The organism is Streptomyces sp. MUM 203J, assembly GCF_022414595.1.
In the GTDB taxonomy this organism is placed as follows: domain Bacteria; phylum Actinomycetota; class Actinomycetes; order Streptomycetales; family Streptomycetaceae; genus Streptomyces.
In genome coordinates this window covers 32,597-56,722 of sequence record NZ_JADWYO010000009.1, presented here as the reverse complement: position 1 = coordinate 56,722, position 24,126 = coordinate 32,597, and the positions used below count along the sequence as shown (strand labels likewise).

General features: G+C 69.9%; 18 protein-coding genes. 10 read left to right on the top strand and 8 right to left on the bottom strand.

All coding sequences use genetic code 11. The annotated features are described in order from the left end of the window. Window positions 1-93: 93 nt before the first annotated feature. From I3F58_RS07845 to I3F58_RS07825, 5 genes are all read right to left on the bottom strand, one after another. Window positions 94-1,044 carry a PAC2 family protein gene (locus tag I3F58_RS07845; protein ID WP_240107530.1) on the bottom strand — a complete coding sequence of 317 codons (951 nt, stop codon included), beginning with the start codon at window positions 1,042-1,044 and terminating at the stop codon, window positions 94-96. Between the two features lie 207 nt (window positions 1,045-1,251). Next, complete coding sequence (locus I3F58_RS07840; RefSeq protein WP_240107529.1) at window positions 1,252-2,862, bottom strand: glycerol-3-phosphate dehydrogenase/oxidase; 1,611 nt, start codon at window positions 2,860-2,862, stop codon at window positions 1,252-1,254. 6 nt (window positions 2,863-2,868) lie between these two features. After that, on the bottom strand, window positions 2,869-4,401 hold the full coding sequence (gene glpK, locus I3F58_RS07835; protein ID WP_240107528.1) for a glycerol kinase GlpK: 1,533 nt from the start codon (window positions 4,399-4,401) through the stop codon (window positions 2,869-2,871). Between the two features lie 112 nt (window positions 4,402-4,513). After that, on the bottom strand, window positions 4,514-5,281 hold the full coding sequence (locus I3F58_RS07830) for an MIP/aquaporin family protein (protein ID WP_240107527.1): 768 nt from the start codon (window positions 5,279-5,281) through the stop codon (window positions 4,514-4,516). Between the two features lie 327 nt (window positions 5,282-5,608). After that, on the bottom strand, window positions 5,609-6,373 hold the full coding sequence (locus I3F58_RS07825) for an IclR family transcriptional regulator (RefSeq protein ID WP_240107526.1): 765 nt from the start codon (window positions 6,371-6,373) through the stop codon (window positions 5,609-5,611). A gap of 242 nt (window positions 6,374-6,615) precedes the next feature. Between I3F58_RS07825 and metH the strand changes: the two genes are divergently transcribed. From metH to I3F58_RS07805, 4 genes are all read left to right on the top strand, one after another. Continuing rightward, a complete protein-coding gene (gene metH / locus I3F58_RS07820) occupies window positions 6,616-10,155 on the top strand; it encodes a methionine synthase (RefSeq protein WP_240107525.1) in 3,540 nt (1,179 codons plus the stop codon). Window positions 10,156-10,408: 253 nt separating this feature from the next. Then, a complete protein-coding gene (locus I3F58_RS07815; protein ID WP_240107524.1) occupies window positions 10,409-11,107 on the top strand; it encodes an HAD family phosphatase in 699 nt (232 codons plus the stop codon). 343 nt (window positions 11,108-11,450) lie between these two features. Beyond that, window positions 11,451-13,052, top strand: a complete 1,602-nt coding sequence (locus I3F58_RS07810; RefSeq protein WP_240107523.1) for an ABC transporter substrate-binding protein — start codon at window positions 11,451-11,453, stop codon at window positions 13,050-13,052. 64 nt (window positions 13,053-13,116) lie between these two features. Beyond that, the gene (locus I3F58_RS07805; protein WP_240107522.1) at window positions 13,117-14,703 is read left to right on the top strand and encodes an ABC transporter substrate-binding protein; all 1,587 of its coding nucleotides are present in this window, start codon (window positions 13,117-13,119) and stop codon (window positions 14,701-14,703) included. Between the two features lie 98 nt (window positions 14,704-14,801). On the opposite strand, the gene I3F58_RS07800 is transcribed toward I3F58_RS07805, so the two are convergent. Together I3F58_RS07800 and I3F58_RS07795 are read right to left on the bottom strand one after the other, a co-directional pair. Next, the gene (locus I3F58_RS07800; protein ID WP_240107521.1) at window positions 14,802-15,473 is read right to left on the bottom strand and encodes a response regulator transcription factor; all 672 of its coding nucleotides are present in this window, start codon (window positions 15,471-15,473) and stop codon (window positions 14,802-14,804) included. A 174-nt stretch (window positions 15,474-15,647) separates the two neighbouring features. After that, the gene (locus I3F58_RS07795; RefSeq protein ID WP_374207922.1) at window positions 15,648-16,559 is read right to left on the bottom strand and encodes a RecB family exonuclease; all 912 of its coding nucleotides are present in this window, start codon (window positions 16,557-16,559) and stop codon (window positions 15,648-15,650) included. Window positions 16,560-16,675: 116 nt separating this feature from the next. On the opposite strand from I3F58_RS07795, the gene I3F58_RS07790 reads away from it, so the two are divergent. The 3 genes from I3F58_RS07790 to I3F58_RS07780 all read left to right on the top strand — a co-directional run bounded on the left by I3F58_RS07790 (window position 16,676) and on the right by I3F58_RS07780 (window position 19,616). Then, window positions 16,676-17,920: a site-2 protease family protein gene (locus tag I3F58_RS07790; RefSeq protein WP_240107520.1), complete on the top strand. Its 1,245-nt coding sequence runs from the start codon at window positions 16,676-16,678 to the stop codon at window positions 17,918-17,920. Between the two features lie 55 nt (window positions 17,921-17,975). Continuing rightward, a complete protein-coding gene (locus I3F58_RS07785; RefSeq protein WP_240107519.1) occupies window positions 17,976-18,863 on the top strand; it encodes a tRNA (adenine-N1)-methyltransferase in 888 nt (295 codons plus the stop codon). A gap of 183 nt (window positions 18,864-19,046) precedes the next feature. Then, a complete protein-coding gene (locus tag I3F58_RS07780; RefSeq protein ID WP_240107518.1) occupies window positions 19,047-19,616 on the top strand; it encodes a hypothetical protein in 570 nt (189 codons plus the stop codon). An 18-nt stretch (window positions 19,617-19,634) separates the two neighbouring features. Here I3F58_RS07780 and I3F58_RS07775 read toward each other — a convergent pair whose 3' ends face one another. Next, window positions 19,635-19,946 carry a ferredoxin gene (locus I3F58_RS07775; protein ID WP_240107517.1) on the bottom strand — a complete coding sequence of 104 codons (312 nt, stop codon included), beginning with the start codon at window positions 19,944-19,946 and terminating at the stop codon, window positions 19,635-19,637. 253 nt (window positions 19,947-20,199) lie between these two features. On the opposite strand from I3F58_RS07775, the gene arc reads away from it, so the two are divergent. The 3 genes from arc to I3F58_RS07760 all read left to right on the top strand — a co-directional run bounded on the left by arc (window position 20,200) and on the right by I3F58_RS07760 (window position 24,122). Further along, window positions 20,200-21,966 carry a proteasome ATPase gene (gene arc, locus I3F58_RS07770; protein WP_240107516.1) on the top strand — a complete coding sequence of 589 codons (1,767 nt, stop codon included), beginning with the start codon at window positions 20,200-20,202 and terminating at the stop codon, window positions 21,964-21,966. A gap of 281 nt (window positions 21,967-22,247) precedes the next feature. After that, complete coding sequence (gene dop, locus I3F58_RS07765; RefSeq protein WP_240107515.1) at window positions 22,248-23,759, top strand: depupylase/deamidase Dop; 1,512 nt, start codon at window positions 22,248-22,250, stop codon at window positions 23,757-23,759. Window positions 23,760-23,903: 144 nt separating this feature from the next. After that, window positions 23,904-24,122, top strand: a complete 219-nt coding sequence (locus I3F58_RS07760) for a ubiquitin-like protein Pup (protein WP_240107514.1) — start codon at window positions 23,904-23,906, stop codon at window positions 24,120-24,122. The last annotated feature ends 4 nt before the right edge of the window (window positions 24,123-24,126 follow it).

Genomic DNA, 24,126 nt, shown 5'->3' with positions numbered 1-24,126 from the left:
TCCGGCGGAGGTCCGGGGCGGATCCCCCCCCCGCGGCGGAGCCGCGATCGGGCGCAGCCGGCGGGAGGCGGGGCAAGCCCCCCTCACAAGGCCCTACCCGGAGCCCCCGCTCTCCTCCTCCGTTCCGTCCTCGCCGCCGGGCTCGCGCCGCGGCGGCTTCGGCGGCCGGGACCGCTCACCCGCCGCACCGGGCCCCGCCGGCCCGCCGTCCCTGCGGCGCAGATAGCGCTCGAACTCCCGGGCGATGGCCTCGCCGGAGGCCTCCGGCAGCTCGGCCGTGTCCCGCGCCTCCTCCAGCGTCTGGACGTACTCCGCCACCTCGCTGTCCTCGGAGGCCAGTTGGTCCACGCCCACCTGCCATGCCCGGGCGTCCTCGGCGAGTTCGCCCAGCGGGATGCGCAGGTCGATCAGGTCCTCCAACCGGTTCAGCAGAGCCAGCGTCGCCTTCGGGTTCGGCGGCTGCGACACATAGTGCGGCACCGCCGCCCACAGGCTCACCGCCGGAACCCCGGCGTGCGTGCACGCCTCCTGGAGGATGCCGACGATGCCCGTCGGCCCCTCGTACCGGGTCTCCTCCAGGTCCATCCGCTGCGCCAGGTCCGGGTCCGAGGTCACCCCGCTGACCGGCACCGGCCGCGTGTGCGGCGTGTCCCCGAGCAGCGCGCCCAGGATCACCACCATCTCCACACCGAGCTCATGGGCGAAGCCCAGCAGCTCGTTGCAGAACGAGCGCCACCGCATGGACGGCTCGATGCCGCGGACCAGCACCAGGTCCCGGGGCTTGTCACCGCCGACGCGCACCACGGACAGCCGGGTCGTCGGCCAGGTGATCCGGCGTACCCCGCCATCCAGCCACACCGTGGGCCGGTTGACCTGGAAGTCGTAGTAGTCCTCGGCGTCGAGCGCCGCGAACACCTCTCCCTTCCACTCCCGATCCAGATGCGCGACCGCGGTGGAGGCGGCGTCGCCGGCGTCGTTCCAGCCCTCGAACGCGGCCACCATGACCGGGTCGATCAGCTCGGGAACCCCCGCGAGCTCGATCACCCAGGCCTCCTTCCGAAGTTCCGTCCGTACAGACCAACCTTACGGCGTCACAGGTGCCTCGCCGGAGCCCTCGGCCCCGTCCGGGTGCGGTATCGGCCGCACCGGCGACACGTCGAGGGCGGCCCCCCGGACCGGGGGGCCGCCCTCGTGCCCTGATGTGCGGATCAGGACGCTGTGTCAGGTCTGTTCAGGCCGGTTCGGGCCGGTTCAGGCCCTGTCGGCCAGCATGGTCTCCACCCTGCCGCGGATCTCGTCCGTCGCCAGACCCCGGATCGTCAGGGTCGTGCGGCGGCGCAGCACGTCGTCCGCGGTCTCCGCCCACTCGTGGTCGCGCGCGTAGGCGACCTGGGCCCAGATCTCCGGGGCGTCCGGGTGGATCCGCTCGGCCAGTTCCGGCGACTCGTACGCCATGCGCGCGATGTCGAAGGACAGCGAGCCGTAGTGGGTGGCCAGGTGGCGAGCGGTGTCGGCGGCCATGCGCGGGCCGGGAGTGCCGCCGTCGACCAGCAGCCGGTGTGCGACCGCGTGCGGGTTCGCTATGCCCGGCAGCGGCAGCTTCTTCGGCAGGCTGGAGACCGGCGCCATGTCCTCGGACAGAGGACGCCCGGGCAGGGCCGCCAGCTTGCCCATCACCGTGCGGCCGATGTGGCGGAAGGTGGTCCACTTGCCGCCGGCGACCGACAGCATGCCGCCCCGGCCCTCGGTGACGACGGTCTCCCGCTTGGCCTTCGCGGTGTCGCCGGGCCCGCCCGGCAGCACCCGCAGACCGGCGAAGGCATACGTGATCAGCTCACGCTTCAGCTGCTGGTCCCGGATCGAGAAGGCGGCCTCGTCCAGGATCTGGTCGGTGTCCTTGTCGTTGACGGCGACGTCCGCCGGGTCGCCCTCGAACTCCTCGTCGGTGGTCCCGAGCAGGAGCATGTCCTCCCAGGGGAGGGCGAAGGTGATGCGGTACTTGTCGATCGGGGTGGCCAGCGCGGCCTTCCACGGGGAGGTCCGCTTCAGGACGAGGTGGGCACCCTTCGACAGGCGGATGGACGGTGCCGCGTTGGGGTCCTCCATGCGGCGCAGGTGGTCCACCCACGGCCCGGTCGCGTTGAGCACGAGGCGGGCGTTCACCCCGAACTCGGTGCCGTCGGTGCCGTCCTTCAGGTCGGCGCCGGTGACCCGGCCGTCGGTGAACCGCAGCCCGGTGACGGCCGCGTGGTTGAGGACCGTCGCCCCGGCCTCGACGGCCGCGCGGACCGTCATGAGCGCCATACGCGCGTCGTTCATCTGGTCGTCGCCGTACACGGCCACGGCCTTCAGGCCGTCGGTGCGCAGCTCCGGCACGTCCTGCGCGGCCTTGGCGGGGCTGAGCAGGTGGCCGACGCCGTCACCGAACGCCGACAGCGCCGAGTACGCGAAGACGCCCGCGCCCAGCTTCGCGGCGCCGTGCGGTCCGCCCTTGTACACCGGAAGGTAGAAGGTCAGGGGGTTCGCCAGATGCGGGGCGACCTGGCGGGAGACCGCACGGCGCTCGAAGTGGTTCTCCGCCACCAGCTTCACCGCGCCGGTCTGCAGGTAGCGCAGTCCGCCGTGGAGCAGCTTGGAGGAGGCGGAGGAGGTGGCGCCGGCGAAGTCGCCGGCGTCCACCAGAGCCACCCGCAGCCCGGACTGGGCGGCGTGCCAGGCGGTGGAGATTCCGAGGATGCCGCCGCCGATGACCAGCAGGTCGTAGGTCGCCTTGGACAGCTGCTCCCGGGTCTCGGCGCGGCTCGGCAGGGAACCGGCAGCCGGGTGCGTCCCGAGCGCGGGGACGCTCTGCAGGGTGGTCATGTCGATTTACTCCTCGTCCTCGATCCAGCCCATGGTCCGCTCGACGGCCTTGAGCCAGCTCTTGTACTCGCGTTCGCGGGTCTCCGCGTCCATGCGGGGGGTCCACTCGGCGGCGCGGCGCCAGTTGGCACGCAGCGCGTCGGTGTCGGGCCAGAAGCCGACGGCCAGGCCGGCGGCGTAGGCCGCGCCGAGGCAGGTCGTCTCGGCCACCATCGGGCGCACGACCGGTGCGTCGAGGAAGTCCGAGAGGGTCTGCATCAGCAGGTTGTTGGAGGTCATGCCGCCGTCGACCTTCAGTGCGGACAGTTCGACGCCGGAGTCCTTCGTCATGGCGTCGGTGATCTCGCGGGTCTGCCAGGCGGTGGCCTCGAGGACGGCGCGGGCGATGTGCGCCTTGGTGACGTAGCGGGTGAGTCCGGCGATCACACCGCGGGCGTCGGAGCGCCAGTACGGGGCGAACAGGCCGGAGAAGGCCGGCACGAAGTACGTGCCGCCGTTGTCCTCGACCGACAGGGCCAGGGTCTCGATCTCGGCGGCGGTGGAGATGAGGCCCATCTGGTCGCGCATCCACTGGACGAGCGAACCGGTGACGGCGATCGAGCCCTCCAGGGCGTAGACCGGCTTGTTGTCCCCGATCTGGTAGCCGACGGTGGTGAGCAGCCCGCTGTACGAGTTGATGATCTTGTCGCCGGTGTTCATCAGCATGAACGTTCCGGTGCCGTACGTGGACTTGGCCTCGCCCTCCGCGAAGCAGGTCTGGCCGAACAGCGCCGCCTGCTGGTCACCGAGCGCGGAGGCGACCGGGACGCCGTCCAGGACGCCGCCCTTGACCGTGCCGTACACCTCGGCGGAGGAGCGGATCTCCGGCAGCATCGCGGCCGGGAGCTCCATGGACTGGAGGATCTTGTCGTCCCACTCCATGGTGTGGAGGTTCATCAGCATGGTGCGGGACGCGTTGGTGACGTCGGTGACGTGGTGACCGCCTTCGGCGCCGCCGGTCAGGTTCCAGATGACCCAGGTGTCCATGGTGCCGAAGAGGACGTCGCCGGCCTCGGCGCGCTCGCGCAGGCCCTCGACGTTGTCCAGCAGCCAGCGGGCCTTCGGGCCGGCGAAGTAGGAGGCCAGCGGCAGGCCGGTCTCGCGGCGGAAGCGGTCCTGGCCGACGTTGCGGCCCAGTTCTCTGCACAGTGCGTCGGTGCGGGTGTCCTGCCACACGATCGCGTTGTGGACGGGCTCACCGGTGTTCTTGTCCCACAGCACGGTGGTCTCGCGCTGGTTGGTGATGCCGATGGCCTTGACGTCGGCGCGGGTGATGCCGGCCTTCTCGATGGCTCCGGCGACGACTTCCTGGACGTTGGTCCAGATCTCCTTGGCGTCGTGCTCGACCCAGCCCGGCTTCGGGAAGATCTGCTCGTGCTCCTTCTGGTCGACGGAGACGATGCGTCCGTCGCGGTCGAAGACGATGCAGCGGCTGGAGGTGGTGCCCTGGTCGATGGCCGCGATGAACGGGCCGGAACCGTGGGAGATGGTGGCGGTCATAGGGGGTGTGCTCCTCGGTGTCGGTGAGGGTGCGGTACGGCTGGTGCCTGGCGCGAGCTTTTCCTGTGACGGAACTGAGCTTGTGCGGGCCGAGCTGTTCTGCGCTATCGGATCAGACGAACGCGAGCTTGTAGATGCCCGCGCCGATGGCCGCGCCGACGAGCGGGCCGACGACCGGGATCCAGGAGTAGCTCCAGTCGGAACCGCCCTTGTGGGGCAGGGGGAGCAGTGCGTGCACGATGCGCGGGCCGAGGTCACGGGCCGGGTTGATGGCGTAACCGGTCGGGCCGCCGAGCGAGAGACCGATGGAGACGACCACGAACGCGACGATCAGACCGCCGAGGACGCCGAGGCCCTTGCCGCTGTCGTTGAGGCCCTGGGTGAGGACGGCCAGGACCAGCACGACGGTGCCGATGATCTCGGTGGCGAGGTTCTGCCAGGTGTTCCGGATCTCGGGGCCGGTGGAGAAGATGCCCAGAACCGGGCCGGGGCCCTCGATCGCGCCTTCGACGGGCTTGCGGATGATCTCCGGGTCCCGCAGGTGGGAGTGGAACTGGCCGTAGTAGGCCACCCAGACCAGGAAGGCGCCGATCATCGCGCCGAGCAGCTGGCCCGCGAAGTAGACGGGCACGTTGGCCCAGTCGTTGTCCTTGATGGCGATGCCGAGGGTGACTGCCGGGTTCAGATGGGCGCCGGAGAGGGAACCGGCAGTGTAGACAGCGGTCATCACCGCGAAGCCCCACCCGAAGGTGATGGCGACCCAGCCGGCGCCGTGCGCCTTCGACCGCTTGAGCACGACGGCGGCGACGACGCCTCCGCCGAGGAGGATGAGTAGGGCGGTACCAATGATCTCGCCGATGAAGATGTCGGAGCTGGACACCCGCGACTCCTTTGTCCTTCGTCCAGGAAAGGCGAACCCCGGGTCCCTCCGGTGGTCCGTTGCCCTCGGGATGAGAGCGATTCCCTCAGGGTGAGGGCGGTTATCGGCCTCCTGGCGTTGTCACACTCTAGCGCGTAATCCCGGTAGGTGTTCGACATTGTCGACCGATGGACGGCAGTTTTGCCCTCGGGTTAATTCGCCGTCAAGGGTTCGTGACCGGTAGACCCGATCGTTACCGTCGCCCTCCGCGCACATGTGGGAACGCCCGGCGCTCAGGGGGTTCCCCGGGCCGGGCGCCGCACGGTCGGCAGACCGCTCACATGCAGGTCAGAAGCGTCCCGCACCCAGATCGCGGGACACCGCCCGCGCACACTCCCGCACCGCCGCCACCAGCTCCGACCGCAGCTCGCCCCGGTCGCAGACCCGCTCCACCGCACCCGTGATCGCCACCGCGCCCACCGGCATCCGCCGCCGGTCGTGAATCGGCGCGGCCACCGACGCCACGCCCTCCCAGGTCTCCTCCACGTCCGCGGCCCAGCCGCGCGCCCGCGTGAGGTCCAGCAACTCCTCGAAGTCGTCCAGCCCCGTGACCGTGCGGGCGGTGAACGCCTTGCGCTCCACTTCCACGGCCTCGCTGTGGGCCACCGGGTCGTAGGCCGACAGCACCTTCCCCAGGGCCGTCGAGTGCAGCGGCTGCATGGCGCCGACCTCCAGCACCTGCCGGCTGTCGTCCGGGCGGAACACGTGGTGGATCACCAGCACCCCGTGCTGGTGCAGCACTCCCAGATGGACGCTCTCGCCGCTCGACCGGGCGAGGTCGTCCGTCCAGACCAGCGCCCGCGCCCGCAGCTCGTGCACATCCAGGTAGCTGTTGCCCAGCCGCAGCAGCTCGGCTCCGAGCTGATAGCGGCCGGACGCGGCGTCCTGCTCGACGAAGCCCTCGGCCTGGAGTGTCCGCAGGATGCCGTGCGCGGTGCCCTTGGCCAGGCCCAGCGAAGAGGCGATGTCGGAGAGACCCAGCCGGCGCTCTCCGCCGGCGAGCAGCCGCAGCATCGCCGCCGCCCGCTCAAGCGACTGGATGTTCTTCGCCATCCTCGGCCTGCTCCTTCACTCCATGGTTCGACAATGCTGAACACTATCGGCCTTTACCGACCTCCGGCCACATGGTTGGCCGTGCTCGATGGTCATGGCCGGTCTTCGACGCCCCGCCAAGCATGCCGTCCGCCACGTGGGACGCGATGCCCGCCCCGGGGCCCCGGCGGTTAGGCTGACGACGTGCGCCTCCCGCCCGGTGGCGCAAAGCCGACAGCCGTCGCACTCCAGGGAGCACCTCCATGGCCTCGTCGCCGTCCTCTTCCGCCGCACCCTCCGCCGCCCGTGCGGCTGCCTTCCGTGAGGCTCTCGCCTCGCGTGTGGTGGTCGCGGACGGGGCGATGGGCACGATGCTTCAGGCGCAGGAGCCGACGCTGGAGGACTTCCAGCAGCTGGAGGGCTGCAACGAGATCCTGAACGTCACCCGCCCGGACATCGTGCGGTCGGTGCACGAGGCGTACTTCTCCTCCGGTGTCGACTGCGTGGAGACCAACACGTTCGGTGCGAACCTGACGGCACTGGGCGAGTACGACGCGGACGAGCGGATCGTGGAGCTGTCGGAGGCGGGCGCGCGGATCGCCCGCGAGGTGGCGGACGAGTTCACCGCCTCGACGGGGCAGGAGCGGTGGGTGCTGGGCTCGATGGGCCCGGGTACGAAGCTGCCGACTCTGGGCCACACCACGTACACGACGATCCGTGACGCCTATCAGCAGAACGCCGAGGGCCTGCTGGCCGGAGGCGCGGACGCGCTGCTGGTGGAGACCACCCAGGACCTGCTGCAGACCAAGGCCTCCGTCATCGCCGCGCGCCGGGCGATGGAGGTCGCCGGTTACAGCGTGCCGCTGATCGTGTCGGTGACGGTGGAGACGACCGGGACGATGCTGCTGGGTTCGGAGATCGGTGCGGCGCTGACCGCGCTGGAGCCGCTGGGCATCGACATGATCGGGCTGAACTGTGCGACGGGCCCGGCGGAGATGAGCGAGCACCTGCGCTATCTGGCCCGCCACTCCCGTGTGCCCCTGTCGTGCATGCCGAACGCGGGCCTGCCGGTCCTGGGCAAGGACGGCGCCCACTATCCGCTGACGGCCCCGGAGCTGGCGGATGCCCAGGAGACGTTCGTGCGGGAGTACGGGCTGTCGCTGGTGGGCGGCTGCTGCGGCACGACACCTGAGCACCTGCGGCAGGTCGTCGAGCGGGTGCGGGGGGTGGTCCCGCCGTCGCGGGAGGCGCGGCCGGAGCCGGGCGCGGCGTCGCTGTACCAGACCGTGCCGTTCCGGCAGGACACCTCGTACCTGGCCATCGGCGAGCGGACGAACGCGAACGGGTCGAAGAAGTTCCGGACCGCCATGCTGGAGGCGCGCTGGGACGACTGTGTGGAGATGGCCCGGGAGCAGATCCGTGAGGGCGCGCACATGCTCGACCTGTGCGTGGACTACGTCGGCCGCGACGGGGTGGCCGACATGGAGGAGCTGGCGGGGCGTTTCGCGACCGCCTCGACGCTGCCGATCGTGCTGGACTCCACCGAGGTGGACGTGATCCGTGCCGGTCTGCAGAAGCTCGGCGGCCGTGCGGTGATCAACTCCGTGAACTACGAGGACGGTGACGGGCCGGAGTCGCGTTTCGCGAAGGTCACCCGCCTCGCCCAGGAGCACGGCGCCGCGCTGATCGCGCTGACGATCGACGAGGAGGGCCAGGCCCGCACGGCGGAGAAGAAGGTCGAGATCGCGCAGCGTCTGATCACCGACCTCACCGGGAACTGGGGCATCCGCGAGGAGGACATCCTCGTCGACTGTCTGACCTTCACCATCTGCACGGGTCAGGAGGAGTCCCGCAAGGACGGGATCGCCACGATCGAGGGCATCCGCGAGCTGAAGCGCCGTCACCCGCAGGTGCAGACCACGCTGGGGCTGTCGAACATCTCCTTCGGCCTCAACCCGGCCGCGCGGATCCTGCTGAACTCGGTCTTCCTGGACGAGTGTGTGAAGGCCGGGCTGGATTCGGCGATCGTGCACGCGTCGAAGATCCTGCCGATCGCCCGGTTCGACGAGGAGCAGGTCACCACGGCCCTGGACCTGATCTACGACCGGCGTGCCGAGGGCTACGACCCGCTGCAGAAGCTGATGGCGCTGTTCGAGGGGGCGACCGCCAAGTCACTGAAGGCGGGCAAGGCCGAGGAGCTGGCCGCGCTGCCGTTGGAGGAGCGGCTGAAGCGGCGGATCATCGACGGCGAACGCAATGGCCTGGAAGGTGATCTGGACGAGGCGCTGACGGCCCGTCCGGCCCTGGAGATCGTCAACGAGACGCTGCTGGACGGGATGAAGGTGGTCGGGGAGCTGTTCGGCTCGGGCCAGATGCAGTTGCCGTTCGTGCTCCAGTCCGCCGAGGTGATGAAGACCGCGGTCGCCTACCTCGAACCGCACATGGAGAAGTCCGACGCGGAGGGCAAGGGCACGATCGTGCTGGCCACCGTGCGCGGCGACGTCCACGACATCGGCAAGAACCTCGTCGACATCATCCTGTCCAACAACGGCTACAACGTCGTCAACCTCGGGATCAAGCAGCCCGTCTCCGCGATCGTCGAGGCCGCGGAGGAGCACCGCGCCGATGTCATCGGCATGTCCGGGCTCCTCGTCAAGTCCACGGTGATCATGAAGGAGAACCTGGAGGAGCTCAACCAGCGCGACCTGGCTGCCAAGTACCCCGTCATCCTCGGCGGCGCCGCCCTCACCCGCGCCTACGTCGAACAGGACCTCCACGAGGTCTACGAGGGCGAAGTCCGCTACGCCCGCGACGCGTTCGAGGGACTGCGCCTTATGGACGCACTCGTCGCCGTCAAGCGCGGCGTCCCCGGAGCCGCGCTCCCCGAACTGAGGCAGCGCCGGGTACGTGCCACCGCCGGGGCGGCCGCGGAAGCCGCGTCGGCTGCGGGCGGCGCCGCGGGGCCGCAGGAGGGCGCGGTGCGCTCGGACGTGGCCACGGACAACCGGGTCCCCGAGCCGCCCTTCCGGGGCACGCGGGTCGTCAAGGGCATCCAGCTGAAGGAGTACGCGAGCTGGCTCGACGAGGGCGCGCTGTTCAAGGGCCAGTGGGGCCTCAAGCAGGCTCGCACCGGTGAGGGGCCCTCGTACGAGGAACTCGTCGAGAGCGAGGGGCGCCCCCGGCTGCGGGGCTGGCTGGACCGGCTGCACACCGACAACCTGCTGGAAGCCGCCGTCGTCTACGGCTACTTCCCCTGTGTGTCCAAGGGCGACGACCTGATCATCCTGGACGAGCAGGGCAACGAGCGCACCCGGTTCACCTTCCCGCGCCAGCGCCGGGGCCGCCGGCTGTGCCTGGCGGACTTCTTCCGCCCCGAGGAGTCGGGCGAGACGGATGTCGTGGGCCTCCAGGTCGTGACGGTCGGCTCCCGGATCGGTGAGGCGACGGCGGAGCTGTTCGAGGCGGACGCGTACCGGGACTACCTGGAGCTGCACGGGCTGTCCGTCCAGCTGGCAGAGGCCCTCGCGGAGTACTGGCACGCCCGCGTCCGCGCCGAACTCGGGTTCGCGGGGGAGGATCCGGAGGCCATCGAGGACATGTTCTCGCTGAAGTACCGTGGCGCCCGGTTCTCGCTCGGCTACGGAGCGTGCCCGAACCTGGAGGACCGCGCGAAGATCGCGGCGCTGCTGGAGCCGGAGCGCATCGGGGTCCACCTCTCCGAGGAGTTCCAGCTGCACCCCGAGCAGTCCACGGACGCGATCGTCATCCACCACCCGGAGGCGAAGTACTTCAACGCGCGCTGAGCCTCCCCGCCGGGGCTCGGAGCGAGCAGCGAAGCCGCGGTACGGGGGGCTCGGGGCGGACCCCCGGGTTCCCGGACCCGCGGTCCTGCCGGGCGCGGCAGCCGGACGGCGGCAAGCCGTGGCGCGTCTTCCCGTCCGCCGACGTACACTGGTCGGTCCAGTGCAGGCCGGCCGCGTTCCCCCCGGCGGGAGTTCCCGTAGCTCCCCCCGGGTGCCGTGGTCGGCCTTCTCGTCCCTCATGGAGGTGTGCCGGATGACCAGCACCATCCCCGCGTCCCTGACCCGTACGGCCGACAGATCGGCCCTGCAGGCCGTGTTCCTCGACATGGACGGGACCCTGGTCGACACCGAGGGCTTCTGGTGGGACGTGGAGGTCGCGGTCTTCGCGGACCTCGGGCACGAGCTGGACGCGTCCTGGCGCGACATCGTCGTCGGAGGACCGATGACCCGCAGCGCGGGCTACCTCATCGAGGCCACGGGCGCGGACATCGCCCTTCCCGAGCTGACCACCCTCCTCAACGACCGTTTCGAGCAGCGCATCGACCACGGCGTCCCGCTCATGCCCGGCGCCAGACGCCTCCTCACCCAGCTCGCCGCGCACGAGATCCCGATGGCCCTGGTGTCCGCCTCGCACCGCCGCATCATCGACCGCGTCCTGCACTCCCTGGGCCCGGAGCACTTCGCGGTCACCGTCGCGGGCGACGAGGTGCCCCGTACCAAGCCGCACCCCGACCCGTACCTGCTGGCCGCCCGCAGCGTCGGCGCGGAACCGGCGCGCTGCGCGGTCGTCGAGGACACTCCGACGGGTGTGGCCGCCGCGGAGGCGGCGGGCTGCCGGGTCGTCGCCGTGCCGTCCCTGGCGCCGATCGCGCCCGCCGACGGCCGGGTCGTCGTGGGCTCCCTGGAGGAGGTCGACCTCGACTTCCTCCGCTCCCTGGTCACGGCACCCTGATTTCGTGATCATTCCTGCGCGCTTCGCATATCCGAACGCAGGGCGTTCACGCGTGCATTTTCGGTGACGGAAAGCAAAGACCTCAGACGTGACCTTGGTCACTGAGCGTGGCGTCATGTCGGTGCCTGCAAAGGCATGCATGCCCGTTTCGCACCGCTTCGGACCCGACCTTGTGTCCGCATTCATTATGGGCTGTACGAAACATGCCTCCGCTCCGGAGTCGCCCGGGCACCCCGCGTCCATCACTCTTTGATGACCAGTCAACTAGACCTCGGTCCAGGATGAGTGGCGGCACCACTAATCTTTTTTCACCCCCCGTGCCGGACTCAGGAGTACGTCCCCCATGAATCGCAAGACCTTGGCGTTTCCCGCCGTGGTCGGCCTGCTCGTTCCCCTTCTCGCCGCCTGTGGCAGCGGCACGGGCAGCGCCGACAGAACGGGCGCCATCGTCGTCGGCACCACCGACCGGTTCACCGCCACCGAGGACGCTCCCGCCCCCTTCGACCCGGCCTACGCCTACGACACCGGCGTCTGGAACGTGCTGCGGCAGACCGTCCAGACCCTGATGCACATCCCGCGCGGCGGCGGAAAGCCCGTCCCCGACGCCGCCTCCCGGTGCGGGTTCACCGACCGCGCCCAGCAGAGCTACCGCTGCGAACTGCGCGAGGGCCTCACCTTCTCAGACGGCCGCCCGGTCACCGCCCAGGACGTCAAGTTCTCCATCGAGCGCGCCCTGGCCATCCGCGCCGACAACGGTGCCGCCGGCCTGCTGTCCACCCTCGACACCGTCGAGGCCAAGGGCTACCGCGAGGTCGTCTTCCACCTCCGCGCACCCGACGCCACCTTCCCTCACAAGCTGTCCACGCCCGTCGCCGGCATCGTCAACAGCGCCGTGTACCCGCACGACCGGCTTCGTGAAGGCTTCGAGGTCGACGGCTCCGGGCCGTACACGATGAAACCGATCGTGCACGAGGGCGCCGTCAGCAGCGTCGTGTTCACCAGGAACCCGCACTACCGGGGCGACGCCGAACTCCACAACGACAAGGTCGAACTGCGCAGCTTCCCCGACGCCGCCGCGATGGCGAGCGCCCTGGACTCCGGCGCCATCGACCTGATGACCCGCACCATGGAGCCCGAGCAGGTCAGGAAGCTCGACGAGCAGCCCACCGAGGGCATCAAGCTCACCGAGGTCCCCAGCCTGGAGATCCGCTACCTCGCCTTCGACACCGAGGACCCGTCCGTCAAGGACAAGGCGGTCCGCCAGGCCGTCGCGGCCCTCGTCGACCGCAGCGCGATCACCCGGAAGGTGTACGGGCCCACCGCCAAGCCCCTCTACTCGCTGATCCCGACGACGGTCGCCACCCACACCAACTCGTTCTTCGACAAGTACGGCGAGCCCAGCCGGACCCGCGCCGCCGCGATCCTGCGCGACGCCGGCGTCACCACCCCGGTCCGGCTGACCCTGCACTACACGACGGACCACTACGGCACCGCCACCGCCGACGAGTTCACGGCCCTGCGCGATCAGCTCAACGCCAGCGGCCTGTTCGAGGCCAGGGCCGAGGGCGCCGAGTGGTCCACCTTCCGCCCCGCCCAGAAGCGCGGCGACTACGCCGTCTACGGGCTCGGCTGGTTCCCCGACTTCCCCGACCCCGACAACTACATCGCGCCGTTCCTCGACAAGGGCAACTTCCTCAACACGCCCTACGTCAACGCCGAGGCACGCGAACGGCTCATCCCCGCGTCCCGCCGCGCAGAGGACCGCACCGCCGCCGCCGGAACCTTCCAGCGGCTCCAGGAGATCGTCGCCGACGACGTCCCGGTCCTCCCGCTCTGGCAGGGCAAGCAGTACGTCGCCTCGCGCGACACCGTCACCGGCGTCGAATGGGCGCTGGGCACCTCCTCGGACCTCCAGCTCTGGGAGCTGGGCCGAGGCACCACCTGACCCCTGCTGTACCCGGGCCGTACCCCCAGCCCGGTCGTTCGAGAGATCCAGAGGCAAGGTTCCAGTGAAGGCACACAACAAGTGGCTGACGGCCCCGCTCGCCGCGGGCCTGGCCGCCGCCACCCTCAGCGGCTGCGGCACCGACGAGGACGCGGCGGCCAACGGCGCCGCCAGGGTCGTCGTCGGCATGTCCGAGATGGTGGCGACCACCGACCCGGCGTCCGGCTACGACCCCGGCTCCTGGCTGCTGTTCAACAACGTCTTCCAGTCCCTGCTGAGCTTCCCCAAGGGCGGCACCGAGCCCCAGCCCGAAGCCGCCGAGGCCTGCGACTTCGACAAGGGCAAGAGCACCGTCTACAGCTGCACCCTGCGTGACGGCCTGAAGTTCAGCAACGGCAACCCGCTCACCTCCGAGGACGTCAAGTTCTCCTTCGAGCGCGCCCTGAAGATCGACGACGAGAACGGGCCCGCCCCGCTGCTGTCCACCATCGACAGCATCGACACCCCCGACGAGAAGACCGTCGTCTTCACCCTGAAGGTGCCCGACGCCACCTTCCCCAGCAAGATCGCCTCCGGTGCCGGCTCGATCGTCGACCACCGCGAGTACGAGGGCGACGCGCTGCGCACCGACGGCAAGGCCGTCGGCTCCGGCCCGTACAAGCTGGAATCCTTCAGCCCCGACAAGGCCGTCTTCGACGTCAACCCCGATTACCAGGGCACCGCCAAGGTCAACAACGGCGGTGTCACCCTGAAGCTGTACCAGGACGACCGCAAGGCCCTCGCGGACGCCCTCCTCAACGGCGACGTCGACGTCGCCTACCGAGGTCTCGCCGCCGCCGACATCAAGGAGCTGAACGGCTCCCCGACCGCGGGAAAGAAGGGCATCGAGGTCCGCGAGGGCTCCAGCGCCGAGGTCCAGCACCTGGTCTTCAACATGAAGGACCCGGTCATCGGCAAGCTCGGCGTCCGCCAGGCCATCGCCTACCTCGTCGACCGCAACGCCCTCGTCCAGGACGTCTACCAGTCCACGGCGACGCCGCTGTACTCGATCGTCCCCGCCGGCATCCTCGGCCACAACACCGCCTTCTTCGACCGCTACGGCGACCAGCCGCAGCCCGAGAAGGCCAAGGAGGCCCTCCAGGACGCCGGCATCACCGGCAAGGTCAAGGTCACCCTCTACTCCACGCCCAGCCGCTTCGGCCCCGGCACGGACGAGCAGATCGAGGCCATCGCCAAGCAGCTCAACGCCAGCGGCCTGTTCGAGGCCGAGGCCAAGTCCGTCGAGTACGGGCAGTACGAGCAGGACGTCGCGGCGGGCAAGTACGGCGTCTACGTGAAGGGCTGGGTCCCCGACTACCCGGACCCCGACAACTTCACCCAGCCGTTCTTCGGTGAGGACAACGTCCTCCAGAACCACTACGAGAACAAGAAGATCACCAACAAGATCATCCCGGACACCGCGGCCGCCGCGGACCGGGCCACCGCCCAGGACGACTTCGGGCAGCTCCAGAACCTCGTCGCGGAGGACCTGCCGATCCTGCCGCTGTGGCAGGCCAAGCAGTACGCCGTCGCCTACAACACCGTGACCGGCCTCGAATGGACGCTCGACGCGTCCACCGTCTTCCGCTTCTGGGAGATCAAGAAGGGCTGAGCCGTCCTCCCCGGGGGCTCTGCCCCCGGGACCCTTCTCGTCCCCGCACGCCGGACGGGCTGAACTCCCAGCCCGTCCGGCGTGCGGCGCGTACGGGCCTACTGCGCCCCGGGCCGCACCAGCCCGCTCTCGTACGCGTACACCGCCGCCTGCACCCGGTCCCGCAGGCCGAGCTTCGTCAGCACGTGGCCCACATGGGTCTTCACCGTCGTCTCCGACACGAACAGATCCGCCGCGATCTCCGCGTTCGACAACCCGCGGGCCACGAGCTTGAGCACCTCCACCTCACGCTCCGTCAGGGTGTTGAGCGCGTCCGGCACCGGCTCCTCACCCGACGGCAGGTGCCCCGCGTACTTGTCCAGCAGCCGCCGCGTGATGCTCGGCGCCAGCATCGCCTCGCCCGCCGCCACCACCCGGATCGCCTGCACCAGCTCCTGTGCCGGAGCGTCCTTCAGCAGAAACCCGCTCGCCCCCGCCCGCAGCGCCTCCACCACGTACTCGTCCAGGTCGAACGTGGTCAGCACCAGCACCTTCGCCGGACCGTCCCGTCCCGGCCCGGTGATCTGCCGGGTCGCCTCGACCCCGTCCATCCGCGGCATCCGGATGTCCATCAGCACCACATCCGGCTGCAGTGCCCGCACCTGGTCGAGTGCCTGAAGGCCGTCCCCGGCCTCACCCACCACCGCGAGGTCCTGCTCCGCCTCCAGAATCATCCGGAACCCGGTACGCAGCAGCGGCTGGTCATCGACCAGTAGGACGCGGATAGCCACGAATACTCCTTAACAGACCACAGGATCAGCCCCATTCTGCCCCGACTCCACGGGGCGCACCGACGGTGTCTCGGGCTCGTTCCCCCTCCGGGGCGCTGAAAGCGTGCTTCGACGGCCGGGCGTGCCCGGTGCTCCGCACCTCCGGGCGTTCTCCCTTTCGCCGCCCGCGCGCCCTTACGGCTCCACGAGCAGCGGATACACCGGGGGAGTCCCGCCGAACTCGGGACAGACCGCCTGGTGGTCGCACCACCCGCACAGCCTCGTCCGCCGGGGCCGCCAGTCACCCGTCTCCGTCGCCCGGCGGATCGCCTCCCACAGCGCCAGCAGCTTGCGCTCCACCCGCCGCAGATCCGCCTCCACCGGGTCGTACGTGATCACATCGCCGCTGCCCAGATACACCAGCTGCAGCCGCCGCGGCACCGCGCCCTTCAGCCGCCGCACCACCAGCGCGTAGAACACCATCTGGAACCACGCCTCATCCGCGTACTCCGGGCGCGGCGCCTTGCCCGTCTTGTAGTCGACGATCCGCACCTCACCCGTCGGCGCCACGTCCACCCGGTCGATCACCCCCCGCAGCCGCAGCCCCGACTCCAGCTCCGTCTCCACGAACAGCTCACGCTCCGCGGGCTCCAGCCGCACCGGATCCTCCAGCGTGAACCACCGCTCCACCAGCGCCTCGGCCTCGCCCAGCCAGCGCCCCAGCCGCTCCCCGCCCGGATCGTCGCCGAACAGCTCGCCCAGCTCCGGCCGCGACTCCAGCAGCCGGTCCCACTGCCCGGGAACCATCGCCTTCGCCCGCGGCGCCGTCCGCTCCGCCGCCGGATCGTCGAAGAGCCGCTCCAGCACGGCGTGCACCAGCGTGCCCCGCGTAGCCGCCTCGCTCGGCTTCTCCGGCAGCCGGTCGATCACCCGGAACCGGTACAGCAGCGGACAGCGCATGAAGTCACTCGCCCGCGACGGCGACAGTGACGAAGGCGCCGGCGACCGCCCGCCCGGCACCGGCGGCTGCACCTCCGGAACCGGCGCGGGCGCCTCCGGCAGCGGCGGCTCGGGACTCGTCGAAGACGGCTGCGGACTCGTGCTCATGACCCAAGACCCTACGACCCGCCACCGACAGCGAGCGGCATACCATCGACGACAGACCCTCGCACACTGCATGATCGACCAGGAAACACCCACACCCTCCACATCGAAGGGAACCCGTGAACCAGGACGACGAGAGCGGCGGCGGAACGCCCCCGCGGTCCGACACGGCCCGTACCACCCGCGACGCCGCGAAGCCCCGCCGCGCCGAGGAGCCCGGCGGCGGCATTCTCATGGGCCGCGCCTTCGGTGTACCCGTGTACGTGGCGCCCAGCTGGTTCCTCGTCGCCGCCCTCATCACCTGGGTCTTCGGCGGCCAGCTCGACCGCGTCCTGCCCGAACTCGGGGCCCTGCGCTACCTCGTCTCCCTGTTCTTCGCCGTCGCCTTCTACGCCTCCGTCCTCGTCCACGAACTCGCCCACACGGTCGCCGCCCTCCGCTTCAGGCTGCCCGTCCGCCGTATCCAGCTGCAGTTCTTCGGCGGCGTCTCCGAGATCGAGAAGGAGACCGAGAGCCCCGGCCGCGAGTTCGTCCTCGCCTTCGTCGGCCCGCTGCTCTCCCTCGTCCTCGCGGGCGTCTTCTACGGCGGGATGAAGGCCGTCGAACCCGGCACCGTCCCGGGCGTCATCCTCGCCGGCCTGATGATCTCCAACCTGATCGTCGCCGCGTTCAACCTGCTCCCCGGTCTCCCCCTCGACGGCGGCCGTATGCTCCGCGCCGTCGTGTGGAAGATCACCGGCAAGCCCATGGCCGGCACCGTCGCCGCCGCCTGGGTCGGCCGCGCCCTCGCCGTCGCCGTCCTCATCGGCCTCCCGCTGCTCACCCACACCGGGGCCCTCGGCACCCGTACCGACGAGATCAGCGGCATGGACACGCTGATGGACGCCCTCCTCGCGGCCATCCTGGCCGCCATCATCTGGACCGGCGCCGGCAACAGCCTCCGCATGGCCCGGCTGCGCGAACACCTCCCGGACCTGCGCGCCCGCGCCCTCACCCGCCGCGCCGTCCCCGTCCAGTCCGACACCCCCCTCTCCGAAGCCCTCCGCCGCGCCAACGAGGCAGGCGCCCGCGCCCTCGTCGTGGTCGACGGACAGGGCGAACCCACCGCCCTCGTCCGTGAGACCGCCATCGTCGGCATCCCCCAGCACCGCCGCCCGTGGGTCGCCGTCAGCAGCCTCGCCCAGGACCTCACCGACGGCATGAAGGTCCCCGCCGAGCTCGCCGGCGAAGCCCTCCTCGACCGGCTCCGCGAGACCCCCGCCACCGAATACCTCGTCGTCGAGGACACCGGCGAGATCTACGGCGTCCTCTCCACCGCAGACGTGGAACGCGCCTTCGTCCGGGCCATGGCCCGCCCCAGCTGACCCCGCCGACCGGCCCGTGGACAGGGCACCGCCGACCGCCCGGTACCCTGGTCACATGTCCGAACCGACCGGTGCCGCCCGCCGTCGCGGGCCCTTCAAGGTCGGGGACCAGGTCCAGCTCACCGACCCCAAGGGACGCCACTACACGTTCACGCTCGAAGCCGGGAAGAACTTCCACACCCACAAGGGTTCCTTCCCCCACGACGAGCTGATCGGCGCCCCCGAGGGCAGTGTCGTCCGTACCACGGGAAACGTCGCCTACCTCGCGCTGCGCCCCCTGCTCCCCGACTACGTCCTGTCCATGCCCCGCGGGGCCGCAGTCGTCTACCCGAAGGACGCGGGACAGATCCTCGCCTTCGCCGACATCTTCCCCGGCGCCCGCGTCGTCGAGGCCGGGGTGGGGTCGGGATCGCTCAGCAGCTTCCTGCTGCGCGCCATCGGCGACAGCGGCATGCTCCACTCCTACGAGCGCCGCGAGGACTTCGCGGAGATCGCCAAGGGCAACGTCGAGCGCTACTTCGGCGGCCCGCACCCTGCGTGGCAGCTCACCGTCGGCGACCTCCAGGACAGCCTCAGCGACACGGACGTCGACCGTGTCATCCTCGACATGCTCGCCCCCTGGGAGTGCCTCGACGCCGTCTCCAAGGCGCTGGTCCCCGGCGGCATCCTCTGCTGCTACGTCGCCACCACGACCCAGCTGGCCCGCACCGTGGAGTCCATCCGCGAGATCAGCTGCTACGCGGAGCCCCAGCCCTGGGAGTCGATGATCCGCAACTGGCACGTCGAGGGGCTGGCGGTGCGACCCGACCACCGCATGATCGGCCACACCGGCTTCCTCGTCACCGCCCGCCGTCTCGCGGACGGAGTCGAACCCCCGATGCGCCGCCGCCGTCCCGCCAAGGGCGCGTACGGCGACGACTACGAGGGACCCAACAAGGGCTGACACCCGGCCACACGACAGCAACACCACAGCGCCGCCGTCGAGTTCTCCGCACCCCGCGGAAACTCGGCGGCGGCGCCGCCGCATTCGGCCGCCGCCTCTCCGACCCCCGCCGTTCCCAGCGGCTGTGACCTGTGGCACGATGCTGGCCACCTCCCACCGCACAGCCCACAGGAGACGCCCCGCGTGCAGCCCTCGGCCCTCCCGGACCTCGCGCACACCCACGCCCGCCCCGCGCACTGGCTCACCACCGCCACCGCCATGGCAGGCGTCATCGCCCTGGCCGGACTTCTCCAGCCCCGGCCCGCCACCGCCTCGCTTCCCGAGAGCCGCACCACCGCGGCCCCCGCGCCCGACGCGCCCGCCCCTGACGCGGCCACCGCCGCCTACCCCCTGGACTGCGCCGGTTCCCCCACCGCCGTCACCGGGACCGCCACCGGAGACCTCGACGGCGACGGGCGTCCCGAGACCGTGGCCGCGGTCCGCTGCCAGGCCGGCTCCGGCACACCGCCCCACGGCCTCTACGTCCTCACCCACAGCCGTGACAGCGCCACCGCCCGCGTCGTCGCCACCCTCGTCGACCCGGGCCAGGGCCTCAACGTCTCGGAGCTGGCCGTACACGACCGGGCCGTCACCGCCGCGCTGCTCGGCTACTCCACCCCCGACGTCCCCCGCTGCTGCCCCGACACGCAGGAACCGGCCACGTGGCAATGGACCGGAGGCGCCTTCCTCCGCACTGACGGGACCGCGCGCTAGCAGGGTGCCGGTACCCGGTCACTCCGCGTCGGGGCCGTACACCTCGACCCTGTCCGAAACGCGACGCACATGAATGCAGTCGCCCGGGCACTCCTTCGCGGAATCCACCACGTCCTGGAGCAGCGGCAGCGGAACCGGAGTCGTCGCCCCCGCGTCCTGGAGCAGTTCGTCGTCCGGGCTCTTCACATAGGCCAGACCGTCGATGTCCAGCTCGAACACCTCGGGGGCGTACTGCGCGCAGATCCCGTCGCCCGTGCACAGGTCCTGGTCGATCCAGACCTCCAGAGTCTCCTGGGTACCGGTCGAAGGGGCCTCGTGCTGCGCGGTCATGTGCCTGCCGTTTCCTGCGTCGGGTGAAGCGTCATCAAGCAAGTCGGGCCCTCCCTGACGGGTGTTGGCCAATGATGACGATACAACCGGCCGCTTTCCGATGTTGATGGGTGGGTATTCCCTTGACGTGGGGAGGAGCGCAAGGGTGAAGATCGGACACACCCCGACAGTCTTTGTGATCTAGGGGTTTCAATCTCCACCCGCGCAGGTAGGGTCTGGAAGCGTCCAGCTCCCCTTGGAGGAGGTGAGGACCGTGGCAGCCCACGACGACGACATCAACCGCGGCATCCGGCCGGGGCGGGGGTCTGAAGACCCAGCCGGCCAGGTCGCCTATCTCGAGCAGGAAATCGCCGTCCTGCGACGCAAGCTCGCCGACTCTCCGCGGCACACGAGGATTCTCGAGGAGCGGATCGTCGAGCTGCAGACCAACCTGGCCGGCGTGTCCGCACAGAACGAGCGACTCGCCAACACGCTCCGTGAGGCCCGCGACCAGATCGTGGCCCTCAAGGAAGAGGTCGACCGGCTCGCGCAGCCGCCCGCCGGCTTCGGTGTCTTCCTCCAGGCCAACGAGGACGGCACCTGTGACATCTTCACCGGAGGCCGCAAACTCCGGGTGAACGTCAGCCCGGGAATCGACCTCGACGAGCTGAAGCGCGGCCAGGAGCTGATGCTCAACGAAGCGCTCAACGTGGTCGAGGCCATGCACTTCGAGAGCGCCGGGGACATCGTCACCCTCAAGGAGATCCTCGAGGACGGCGAGCGTGCCCTGGTCATCGGGCACACCGACGAGGAGAGGGTCGTGAGGCTCGCCGAGCCCCTGCTGGACGTCACCGTCCGGCCCGGCGACGCCCTGCTGCTCGAACCCCGCTCCGGATACGTCTACGAGGTCATCCCCAAGAGCGAGGTCGAAGAACTCGTCCTCGAAGAGGTCCCCGACGTCGACTACGACAAGATCGGTGGCCTGGGCAACCAGATCGAGCTGATCCGCGACGCGGTCGAGCTCCCGTACCTCTACCCCGACCTGTTCCAGGAGCACGAGCTCCGGCCGCCCAAGGGCATCCTGCTCTACGGTCCGCCCGGCTGCGGCAAGACCCTCATCGCGAAGGCCGTGGCCAACTCGCTCGCCAAGAAGGTCGCGGAGGTCACCGGGCAGCCCGCGGGGAAGAGCTACTTCCTCAACATCAAGGGCCCCGAGCTGCTGAACAAGTACGTCGGTGAGACCGAGCGGCACATCCGCCTGGTCTTCCAGCGGGCCCGCGAGAAGGCCGGCGAGGGCACCCCCGTCATCGTCTTCTTCGACGAGATGGAGTCCCTCTTCCGCACCCGTGGCTCCGGTGTCAGCTCCGACGTGGAGAACACGATCGTCCCCCAGCTCCTCGCCGAGATCGACGGCGTCGAAGGCCTGGAGAACGTCATCGTGATCGGCGCCTCCAACCGCGAGGACATGATCGACCCGGCGATCCTGCGGCCCGGACGGCTCGACGTCAAGATCAAGATCGAGCGCCCGGACGCCGAGGCCGCCAAGGACATCTTCGGCAAGTACCTCACCTCGTCCCTCCCCCTGCACGCCGACGACCTGGCCGAGCACCACGGCAACAAGGACGCCGCCGCCCAGGCCATGATCCAGTCCGTCGTCGAGCAGATGTACGCCGAGTCCGAGGAGAACCGCTTCCTCGAGGTCACGTACGCCAACGGAGACAAGGAAGTCCTCTACTTCAAGGACTTCAACTCCGGCGCGATGATCCAGAACATCGTCGACCGGGCCAAGAAAATGGCCATCAAGGCCTACCTCGACCAGAACCAGAAGGGCATCCGCGTCTCCCACCTCCTCCAGGCCTGCGTGGACGAGTTCAAGGAGAACGAGGACCTGCCCAACACCACCAACCCGGACGACTGGGCCCGCATCTCCGGAAAGAAGGGCGAGCGGATCGTCTTCATCCGCACGCTCGTCACCGGAAAGCAAGGCGCGGACACAGGCCGCTCCATCGACACGGTGGCCAACACCGGTCAGTACCTCTAAAAGCACAGGAAAACGCACGGAAAAGCGCAGAACGGCTGCGGATGTCCCGACGCCCCACGGGGCACGGTATCCGCAGCCGCCTGCATTCCAGGGGCCTCGCCCACAACGCAGCACACCCGACCAATGACGCAATCGATCTCCCCCTCGGCGCAAAGGCGCTCTAGGCTCTTCCGTACCGCCGATGCGCGCAGTGCGGGGTCGGGCACCGCACAGCGGAACATCGGGGAATCGGTACTCAGCGCCGCTCCCGCAAGGGAACGCCGCCGGGCAAGGAGGGCCGCATGACCGTACGGCGAGTAATGGGCATCGAGACGGAGTACGGAATCTCCGTCCCAGGGCATCCCAACGCCAATGCCATGCTCACCTCGTCCCAGATCGTCAACGCCTACGCGGCGGCGATGCACCGGGCACGCCGGGCCCGCTGGGACTTCGAGGAGGAGAACCCGCTGCGTGACGCCCGCGGCTTCGATCTCGCCCGCGAGGCCGCCGACGCCAGCCAGCTCACCGACGAGGACATCGGCCTCGCCAACGTCATCCTGACCAACGGCGCCCGCCTCTACGTGGACCACGCCCACCCCGAGTACAGCGCACCCGAGGTCACCAACCCCCGCGACGCCGTCCTCTGGGACAAGGCCGGCGAGCGGATCATGGCCGAGGCGGCCCAGCGAGCCGCGCAGCTCCCGGGCGCCCAGCCCATCCACCTCTACAAGAACAACACCGACAACAAGGGAGCCTCGTACGGCACCCACGAGAACTACCTGATGAAGCGGGAGACCCCCTTCTCGGACATCGTGCGCCACCTCACGCCGTTCTTCGTCTCCCGCCAGGTCGTCACCGGCGCGGGCCGTGTCGGTATCGGCCAGGACGGCCAGGAGCACGGTTTCCAGCTGAGCCAGCGCGCCGACTACTTCGAGGTCGAGGTCGGCCTGGAGACCACGCTCAAGCGGCCCATCATCAACACCCGGGACGAGCCCCACGCGGACGCGGAGAGGTACCGCCGCCTGCACGTGATCATCGGGGACGCCAACCTCTCCGAGATCTCGACGTATCTGAAGCTGGGGACGACCTCCCTGGTCCTGTCCATGATCGAGGACGGCTTCATCACCGTCGACCTGGCCGTCGACCAGCCCGTACGCACCCTCCATCAGGTCTCCCACGACCCGACCCTCCAGCGGCTGATCACGCTCCGCAGCGGCCGGACACTCACCGGGGTCCAGTTGCAGATGGAGTACTTCGAACTCGCCCGCAAGTACGTCGAGGACCGGTTCGGCGCCGACGCCGACGAGCAGACCTTGGACGTCCTCACCCGCTGGGAGGACACCCTCAACCGGCTCGAGAACGACCCCATGAGCCTGTCCGGCGAACTCGACTGGATCGCCAAGCGGGAGCTGATGGAGGGCTACCGGCGCCGCGACGGCCTCGACTGGGACGCGGCCCGCCTCCACCTCGTGGACCTCCAGTACGCGGACGTACGCCCCGAGAAAGGCCTGTACAACCGTCTGGTGGCCCGGGGGAGGATGAAGCGCCTGCTGGACGAGACCGACGTCGAACGGGCCGAGAAGAGCCCTCCGGAGGACACCAGGGCCTACTTCCGGGGCCGCTGCCTGGAGCAGTACGCCGACGACGTGGCCGCGGCCTCCTGGGACTCGGTGATCTTCGACCTTCCGGGCCGGGACTCCCTCCAGCGCGTCCCCACTCTGGAGCCGCTGCGCGGGACCAAGGCGCATGTGAAGGACCTCCTGGACCGCTGCCGCACGGCGGAGGAGCTGGTCCGGGTCCTTTCCGGAGGCTGATCGAGGCTTCCGCGGGGCCACCGCAGGGAATCATGGAAGTGGCCCCCCGACGTTCAGAAAGACAGGGCCGATGTCGGACCCGGCTTGTAGGGTCTGATCTTGAGACACCTGACCAAGCGGGCAGATTCGAGCGGGGTGAGGGATATGGCGACCAAGGACACCGGCGGCGGCCAGCAGAAGGCCACGCGCTCCACGGAGGAGGTCGAGGAGCAGGCGCCCGAGGCGCAGGCTTCGGAGGACCTCAAGGAGCGCCAGGAGCAACTGAGCGACGACGTGGACTCCGTCCTGGACGAGATCGACGATGTCCTCGAGTCCAACGCCGAGGAGTTCGTCAAGAGCTTCGTTCAGAAGGGCGGAGAGTAGCCAG